At 40.7% G+C, this 7221-nt stretch carries 17 protein-coding genes and 1 other RNA gene; all 18 read left to right on the top strand.

Annotation, left to right across the window (positions count from 1 at the left end; all coding sequences use genetic code 11):
- Positions 1–17: 17 nt before the first annotated feature.
- The 18 genes from PVK71_RS19280 (at position 18) to PVK71_RS19195 (ending at position 7219) form a co-directional block, all read left to right on the top strand.
- Positions 18–965 (top strand): AAA family ATPase, encoded by a 948-nt coding sequence (locus tag PVK71_RS19280; RefSeq protein WP_274420892.1) that lies wholly within the window; start codon positions 18–20, stop codon positions 963–965.
- An 11-nt stretch (positions 966–976) separates the two neighbouring features.
- Entirely contained in the window at positions 977–1291 is a 315-nt protein-coding gene (locus PVK71_RS19275; protein WP_274420891.1) for a hypothetical protein, read from the top strand.
- A 12-nt stretch (positions 1292–1303) separates the two neighbouring features.
- Entirely contained in the window at positions 1304–1510 is a 207-nt protein-coding gene (locus tag PVK71_RS19270; protein WP_274420890.1) for a hypothetical protein, read from the top strand.
- A 3-nt stretch (positions 1511–1513) separates the two neighbouring features.
- Complete coding sequence (locus tag PVK71_RS19265) at positions 1514–2131, top strand: DUF3164 family protein (RefSeq protein ID WP_274420889.1); 618 nt, start codon at positions 1514–1516, stop codon at positions 2129–2131.
- A gap of 10 nt (positions 2132–2141) precedes the next feature.
- On the top strand, positions 2142–2405 hold the full coding sequence (locus tag PVK71_RS19260; RefSeq protein ID WP_274421897.1) for a hypothetical protein: 264 nt from the start codon (positions 2142–2144) through the stop codon (positions 2403–2405).
- Positions 2402–2596, top strand: a complete 195-nt coding sequence (locus PVK71_RS19255; RefSeq protein WP_274420887.1) for an ANR family transcriptional regulator — start codon at positions 2402–2404, stop codon at positions 2594–2596. Before PVK71_RS19260 ends, PVK71_RS19255 begins: the two co-directional genes overlap by 4 nt.
- Positions 2589–2810 carry a hypothetical protein gene (locus tag PVK71_RS19250; RefSeq protein WP_274420886.1) on the top strand — a complete coding sequence of 74 codons (222 nt, stop codon included), beginning with the start codon at positions 2589–2591 and terminating at the stop codon, positions 2808–2810. The genes PVK71_RS19255 and PVK71_RS19250 overlap by 8 nt, the downstream gene beginning before the upstream one ends.
- Entirely contained in the window at positions 2803–3069 is a 267-nt protein-coding gene (locus PVK71_RS19245; protein ID WP_274420884.1) for a hypothetical protein, read from the top strand. Before PVK71_RS19250 ends, PVK71_RS19245 begins: the two co-directional genes overlap by 8 nt.
- Positions 3062–3499: a hypothetical protein gene (locus PVK71_RS19240; protein ID WP_274420882.1), complete on the top strand. Its 438-nt coding sequence runs from the start codon at positions 3062–3064 to the stop codon at positions 3497–3499. The genes PVK71_RS19245 and PVK71_RS19240 overlap by 8 nt, the downstream gene beginning before the upstream one ends.
- Positions 3499–4035 carry a hypothetical protein gene (locus PVK71_RS19235; RefSeq protein ID WP_274420880.1) on the top strand — a complete coding sequence of 179 codons (537 nt, stop codon included), beginning with the start codon at positions 3499–3501 and terminating at the stop codon, positions 4033–4035. The genes PVK71_RS19240 and PVK71_RS19235 overlap by 1 nt, the downstream gene beginning before the upstream one ends.
- An RNA gene (locus PVK71_RS19230) (hammerhead ribozyme type II) lies at positions 4035–4107 on the top strand. The genes PVK71_RS19235 and PVK71_RS19230 overlap by 1 nt, the downstream gene beginning before the upstream one ends.
- 268 nt (positions 4108–4375) lie before the next feature.
- A complete protein-coding gene (locus PVK71_RS19225; RefSeq protein WP_274420878.1) occupies positions 4376–4933 on the top strand; it encodes a gp16 family protein in 558 nt (185 codons plus the stop codon).
- Positions 4934–4943: 10 nt separating this feature from the next.
- Positions 4944–5210 (top strand): hypothetical protein, encoded by a 267-nt coding sequence (locus PVK71_RS19220; RefSeq protein WP_274420876.1) that lies wholly within the window; start codon positions 4944–4946, stop codon positions 5208–5210.
- Between the two features lie 16 nt (positions 5211–5226).
- Positions 5227–5421 (top strand): hypothetical protein, encoded by a 195-nt coding sequence (locus tag PVK71_RS19215; RefSeq protein WP_274420875.1) that lies wholly within the window; start codon positions 5227–5229, stop codon positions 5419–5421.
- 199 nt (positions 5422–5620) lie between these two features.
- The gene (locus tag PVK71_RS19210) at positions 5621–6037 is read left to right on the top strand and encodes a Mor transcription activator family protein (RefSeq protein WP_274420873.1); all 417 of its coding nucleotides are present in this window, start codon (positions 5621–5623) and stop codon (positions 6035–6037) included.
- An 8-nt stretch (positions 6038–6045) separates the two neighbouring features.
- Positions 6046–6462 (top strand): hypothetical protein, encoded by a 417-nt coding sequence (locus PVK71_RS19205; RefSeq protein WP_274420870.1) that lies wholly within the window; start codon positions 6046–6048, stop codon positions 6460–6462.
- A 9-nt stretch (positions 6463–6471) separates the two neighbouring features.
- Positions 6472–6720 carry a hypothetical protein gene (locus PVK71_RS19200; protein ID WP_274420869.1) on the top strand — a complete coding sequence of 83 codons (249 nt, stop codon included), beginning with the start codon at positions 6472–6474 and terminating at the stop codon, positions 6718–6720.
- Between the two features lie 76 nt (positions 6721–6796).
- Complete coding sequence (locus PVK71_RS19195) at positions 6797–7219, top strand: DUF5675 family protein (RefSeq protein WP_274420868.1); 423 nt, start codon at positions 6797–6799, stop codon at positions 7217–7219.
- Positions 7220–7221 lie beyond the last annotated feature (2 nt).

The following is a 7221-nucleotide window of genomic DNA, read 5'->3' as shown; positions in this document are numbered from 1 at the left end:
TAAATGGAGTATAAAAAATGACAAACGTAACAGCGATTTCACAAGCGCAAGAATCAAAAAGTGTAGACACACTAATGCGCATTCGCACCATCTTAGATAGCAAAGAAGTCAGTGCTTCACAGCTTGCAAAAGAGATGAGTGTTTCTCCTGCAACTATTAGCCAAATTTTGAAAGGAAGCTACAAAGCGGACACCACAAAAATCATTGAAAAAATGGCGAAATGGCTAACGCTTCGTGAGCAAAAAAACAACGCACCAATCACTAACCCAGGCTTTGTTATGACAACTACAGCAAAGCAAATTATCAACGACATGACGTATGCACAAATCAGTGAATCTATCGTCGTTATCTATGGTGCTTCAGGGGTTGGTAAATCAGAAGCAATTCGTGAATACAAACGTACCAACAACAACGTTTGGCACATTACAGCTAGCCCTAGTCGCTCAAGTTTAACCGAGTGTCTTTATGAACTAGCAATGGAACTAGGAATGGACGACGCGCCACGTCGCAAAGGACAGCTTTCACGAGTGATCAGAAATCGTCTTCAAGGCTCAGAAGGGTTGGTCGTAATCGACGAAGCAGATCACCTAGATTACCCAACACTAGAAGAGCTTCGCATCATGCAAGAAGAGACAGGAATAGGAATGGTTCTTGTCGGTAACAACAAAGTGTATACGCAGCTAACGGGCGGCCGTCGTAACGAAGATTTTGCACGCTTGTTCTCACGCATTGCAAAGAAACGTGGCATCCATAAAACAAAACAAGCTGATGTAAAAGCCATTGCTGAAGCATGGGGAATTCATCAAGAAGCTGAGCGTAAAACAATGATCAACATTAGTGAGCGCCCAGGTGGTTTGCGACTACTAAGTAAGACACTAAAACTGGCCGCAATGTTTGCCAATGGTTCAACCATTACGGACAAAACATTACGTGCCGCTTTCCAAGAATTAGAGACGAACGAGTAAGGAATAAACCAATGACACCGATGAATGAAAAGCGTCGTGCAGCCAAGAACGTCATTGAGCTGCTAGAGCGAAGAGAAATAGAAGTTGAAACCATCAACCTTAATTTCAATCGCCCAGTCATCACCATCTCAAACCCAAGCGGCGAGCTGATGATGCAAAGTTCATTGATTAAAAGTGCGCATCAAAACGAGCAGAAATTAATAAGAACCACCAGATACAAAGGATGCATTGTCAACTGGAAAACAGACGAAACCAAAGAAGCAATGTTCCAATTCGCACTAACGTTGAAAGACATTTTTATTAAGCCAACACCGATTTTAAATTAAGAGAGAAACATCATGAAAAATACAACCGTAATTAGTAAGAAAGTTTATATGAGCGTTTTAGACCAACAAAAAGAAACGCTTGAGAAGAAATTGGAAAGCGCTCAAGACAATTTGAACACGCTACTAAAAGCAATCTCAGAGCTAGAAAAAGAAGACTTTAATGAAGTTAAAGTTACTGACGAAAACGGCTCTTACACTTTTTCAATCATCAAGGAATAATACATGAAAACTTCAATCTATCCACCGCAAGGTTACCGTAACAACGCACTAGGTCACCTAGTACCAGAAACGCAAATCAAAGAAATCGACAAGCTGCGTGATGATGTCGTTAACAGCATCGTAGAAAAAGCATTAAAAGTTCAAGCAACTGTTTCAGAGTTTAAGCAATCAGCAATGTCAGAAGTAGCCGATTTCGTAGACCTAAGCGCAGAAGAATACGGCGTTAACTACGGCGGAACAAAAGGCAACGTAACGCTTATCTCTTTTGATGGCCTGTACAAAGTTCAACGCTCAGTCGGAGAGCATCGTGTTTTTGATGAGCGCATCCAAGCAGCCAAAGCGAAAATTGATGAATGCATCATGCGATGGTCAGAAGGGTCAAGCGACCAAATCAAATCACTAGTTGATCATGCGTTCCGCGTAAGCAAGCAAGGACACATCGACGTAAACCAAGTGCTTAGCCTTCGTCAGTTAAATATTGATGATGCCGATTGGATAGAAGCAATGGAAGCCATCGCCGATTCAATCCAAGTAACAGGAACCTGTGCATATCTAAGAGTGTATAAACGCGATTTAAACGGCAAGTACAACCAAATCTCATTAGACGTAAGCAAGCTATAGCGAGGTGTAAATGCTCATCCAAACCCGATACGGACAAATCAGGGTTTCTTACCACGCAATGCAGCGATGGCAAGAGCGAACAGGACGCAGTGAGCAGCAATTAAAAACGGCGGTGGAAACATCCCACCGCCCAACCAAGCGCCAACTGCGAAGAATAATGAAACGCGAACAAGGCTTTCAACCAAAACGAATACTCGAATGCCAACACGCTTACTTCATTATCAAAAACCACAGCATCGTCACGGTGTACCAAAAAGAAAGGAAATGGACATGAAAAAAGAAACCTGCACCTACAAGCACCACGCAAACATGGCAGCTCGCGCAGAGCGTCAAGGTTTATACGGAATAGCAAAAGACGCATGGTGGCAAGCCTCGCTAAACACTGCAAGCAAAAACCTAAGATGGTCAATTGCACGTGCCGAGTTCTGCAACTCACGCTTCGCAAGAGGAGAGCAACATGGGTAACGAACTGCAACGCTCATTCACCACCGCTCACTCATTCAGTGCCATAGAGCGAGAAATAGAAATGGCACAAGTGCTGATAGATGAAGATGGCACCGCCTTCCCAGACAGCAGCTTTGAAGAAGGTTACATCGCAGCAATGCAGTTCATCCTAACCAGACAAGGCTCAAACGTAAGAGAAGAGTTTGACGAACTAATGGAGAAGCAATGTGAGTGAATACTTATCACAATTTGAATTTAATAAAGCGTGCTCTGAATTAAAAAACATTATTGATTCTTTAGTTGAAGAATCCGGTTTTGAAAGTTTAGCAATGGCTATTTCTTGCGGGATAACAAAAAAAGAAATTATGAAACTTATGGTTTTTTATGAATTAGAAGTGATTCCAAAAGCAAAGGAAGAAGGGATTGTTTTTAAAACGTCAAGTGAGCTTTTTGGGTGTGAAGTTAAAATTACAGAGGTTAGTAGTAATGAGTAAATCAATCAGTAAAGAAATGTGGAAAAAGCTAGAAGAACAAATGTCGCACATGTTCGTGAATGTGAAATTCAGTTACCAAGGCTATGAAGTAGCAGTAGCCCGTGTACGTGATGGTGAATCAAAAACGTGTCTTGCTATTTACATTGATGACGTAATGAAAGGTGCTTGGCTTCAAGATAAAACAGAAGATAAGCCGTCAATCATCAAACAAGTTTGTTGCACAAAGTCACGCCACCTTTATTCACCAGCCAAAGCTAAAAAGTTGGTTGCACAATATGGGAAAAGAAGAGTGTTGAAGATTGTTCCAGACCTTTATGAAAAGTATGAATACCTACTTCCGTACTTCTCCAAAGCATCCGTTCTCTGTCGTCAGTTCAAAAAGCTAGAAGGCATCGAGTTATTAAAAGCCGATTGCATGGAGGACGAATAATGAAACTAACACGCTGCCCATGCTGCCACTCAAACATTCATCTAGACGCACTAATTCAAGATGATGCAGGCAGAGAACTACTGGCAACAATAGCAACCGTACCCGATTTTGTAGCGCGACCATTGCTTAACTACCTTGGCCTGTTCCGCCCAGCAAAATCCGATTTATCAAACACCAGAGCATTACGATTACTCAAAGAAGTGGTTGATGAATACATAGCAGATCATGTTCTTGCTTCGGCCCTAGTTGAATGCGTAAACAAACTAAGAGAAAAGCGATTGCAGTTTAATGACCAAAAGCCATTAGCCAATCACAACTACTTAAAATCGGTTTACCAAACCGTCGCAGTAAAAAACAACGTAAGCCCAGAGAGACGCAAAAACAACAAAGAGCCAGAGACACCAGTACAGCAAGACAACAGCGCATGGTACATCGAGCAAGCAGAAAGAATGATCAAGGTTGGACAAGACCCATTCGGAGATAAAAGTCCAATAGCCAAAAAGCTAAAAGAAATGAATTGGAGTCCAAAACAATAAAGCGAAACAACTAAGGTTCGCGCCTTAGTTGTCTGCCTAGAGTGGTTTCTAGGTACTGATGAGCAGCCACAAGCTAAAGGAGGTCTTTATGTTTGGCGAATACACACCATTAATGAAGGCTGGAATATTAAAACGCAGACTCGCAAATGGTAAATCAAGAATAGATACGCTGTTAGGGTTAGAAAAGTACTGTCCCAATTGCCACGAATACTGGCCTCAAGACACCCTCTTCTGGAGCCTATGCAGCAGCAATCAAACTGATGGATTGCAAGCGTGGTGCAAAGCGTGCCAAAGCGAAAGCAAAACCAAATCAAGAGCGAGTCATGCATAAGGAGGGATTATGTCCAATAACCTCAAACTAGTTCAGATCGCAAAGCGAGACTTGAACATGGACGACGATATCTACCGTGATTTATTAGAGCGCATCACAGGCCAAAGAAGCTGCAAAGGGTTAAGTGATTTCGCACTATCAAAAGTCGTCACAGAAATGAAGCGCAAAGGCTTTAAGCCAAAGCAAAGTAAAACAAGCAAGTTGTCACCGCCAAGCTCTCACAAGGTAAGAGCAGCCGAAACGCTAAAAATCAGAGCAATATGGATAACCATGTTCAAGCATGGCTTCGTAAGAAACCGCTCAGAAACAGCATTAGATGCTTACGTAAAGCGAATGACAAATAACAGCAATGGTAAAGGCGTAGCAAAAGCCGCATGGTTAAACAGCACCCAAGCCTACAACGTATTAGAAGCATTAAAGAAATGGCATTACCGATTAATGAGTGAAGCCATTTTAAAACAAGGTGGACGCATTCCATCAAACAACGATTGCACAGGCCCAGCAGGTTATGACTTGTTGAAAGAACATTTTGAAGATGGTTATTTGCAAAATAAAGAATCTAATTAGGATAAACACCATGTGTAATTGTATTAATGAAACACTAGAAGTTCTAAAAGAAAAAGTTATAGCTAAACTTCCTTGTTCAGCTGATAAATCTACATTCACTATTAACTTTAAAAATAGAGTTTTTAAATTTGATGATAAAGGTAATGATGTACTGCTTGGTATTGAATATGAATACTTCAAAACAAAAAATGACGGCACTAAACACAAAAATAAAACAAAGGAACAGACTAATTTAGAAATGAGTTATTGCCCTATGTGTGGCGAAAAATACGTTTAAGGAATCGGTGAACTAAATGAAAAAAGTGCTAGTAACAAAAGAATGGCGAGAACGAGCAATGAAAGCTATTGAATCAGAGAATGCTAACTTCGCATTTATTGAAGGTCTTCGTTGTTTTCTAATTACCAAGTTAACACCAGAACAGCAAAAAGAATTAGACATGGAAGTTCAAAGTTGGATGGATGCATTTGATGAAAACAAGGTGAACTAAATGAACATACTAAAAGCACTCTTCTTTATCTTTATCGGCTTAGTCGTCCTCGGGTTCCTTTGCATGATAAGCGTCATTTACACATTAGGCTTTAGAGCACTAATGACAATGTTCGGCTAAAACCATGCCAGCCACCAACACCTCAAGGTAAAATAAAACCACCCAATCAAACGGGTGGTTTTTTTATTTGGAGGTAAGCATGAAACCAGCAACCCAAAGTGCAGAGCACAATCAAGACCTGTTTGGATTTGCAGAAATCACAGCAGAAGAAATTGACAACATGGTCGATGAAGAAGAGAAAGTAAGATGGCCAGAAGACATGCGCCAACTATACGACCTGCTAACTTCCGACTTAGAAAACGCAGGCATTGATAAGTCACTTGCCATTACCCAATTAAATTCTATTTGCAAAACCTTCGGTGGGATGCAATTCTATCTACCACGCGGCGAAGCACTCAGTAACATGATCTTAAAGTTTAGCGTATGGAACGATTTCAAAGGCGACAACGTTCGAGAGCTAACAAGAAAATACGACATGAGCGAAAACCATGTTTATCGAATCGTAAAGATGATGCGAGCAAGAGAAATTAAACGCCGCCAACCTAATTTGTTTTAAGGAGAAAGATGATGTTACTACATTATAAACTTGGAAAGCTTGTAGGTTGTTCTGATGAGCGCTTACTAATTAGTGAAATTAAACCAATAATTAAAATGAAGAACACAAGAGCGATCATCGCTGCTGAAAATAACTCAGAGGCTTTATATTCAGGAATGAAAGAGACAGGGCTTCAAGTTGCTGAACAAAGTGAAGAGCTAACCATGGAGCAAGTAGAAGCGTTCCTATCTGATGTGAAGGAAGTATGTAAAAAGCATGGCTTGGCGCTTACTGGGAACTTTGAAGGTAATATCAATATAGATAAAATAGACATGGATGCATCTTGTCCTTTAGATACCCAAATTTATCTTTATGATGATGAACAATCAGCATCTATTTCAACAATAAATCCAGCGTATGACGAACGACAAAAAAAACTAGATTAAGGAACTAACATGACCACTTACGAACTACTAGCAATACTCACTATCTCACTAATACATGGCGTACCACTGATAAAAATAGCGGAGCAATTAGGCTTTAAGGTTGATAATTTCGGTAAGGTGTGTTTAATATGCATCCCAGTACTGCAACTGGTTTTCCTAATTTACATTGCGTTTAAATCCCCTTTATACATACAAGTAAGAACACCAGATAGAACCAAAGCAGAAAAGAACAAAGACGACTGGAAAACCAACAGCTAGTATCAATACAGGTTAATTCCTCCCCCCTCCTAACATAAAGCACAATCTATAAAAGTTATCATTTATAGGTTGTGCAATGAAAACCCTAACACTCCACAGAAACTATTTCCCTCATGGCACGTTCTCCATCCTTTGCGCTGAGAACGGCAACCCAATGTTAAAAACCGTCGAGCGTGAATGGGCTAATAACACGCCTAATATCTCGTGCATTCCTGAAGGTGTTTATGATGTAACACCGCACGATTCACCACGCTTTGGCAAATGTTTAGCGCTATCAGCACCATCACTTGGTGTCACTATTTACGGTCCATCACTTCGTACACACTGCTTAATCCATGCCGCAAACAAACCATCACAGCTTCAAGGTTGTATTGCACCAGGTCTAGATTTTGGTGTGGTCGATAACGAGTGGGCAGTATTAAGCTCTCGTGATGCACTTCTTGAGTTGATGAACTACATCGACCACAAGCCTGCAAAATTAATTATTCGCAAGGCATAACC

Source organism: Aliivibrio sp. S4MY1 (assembly GCF_028765545.1).
GTDB lineage: Bacteria > Pseudomonadota > Gammaproteobacteria > Enterobacterales > Vibrionaceae > Aliivibrio.
This window is presented reverse-complemented; position numbering and strand designations above follow the sequence as displayed.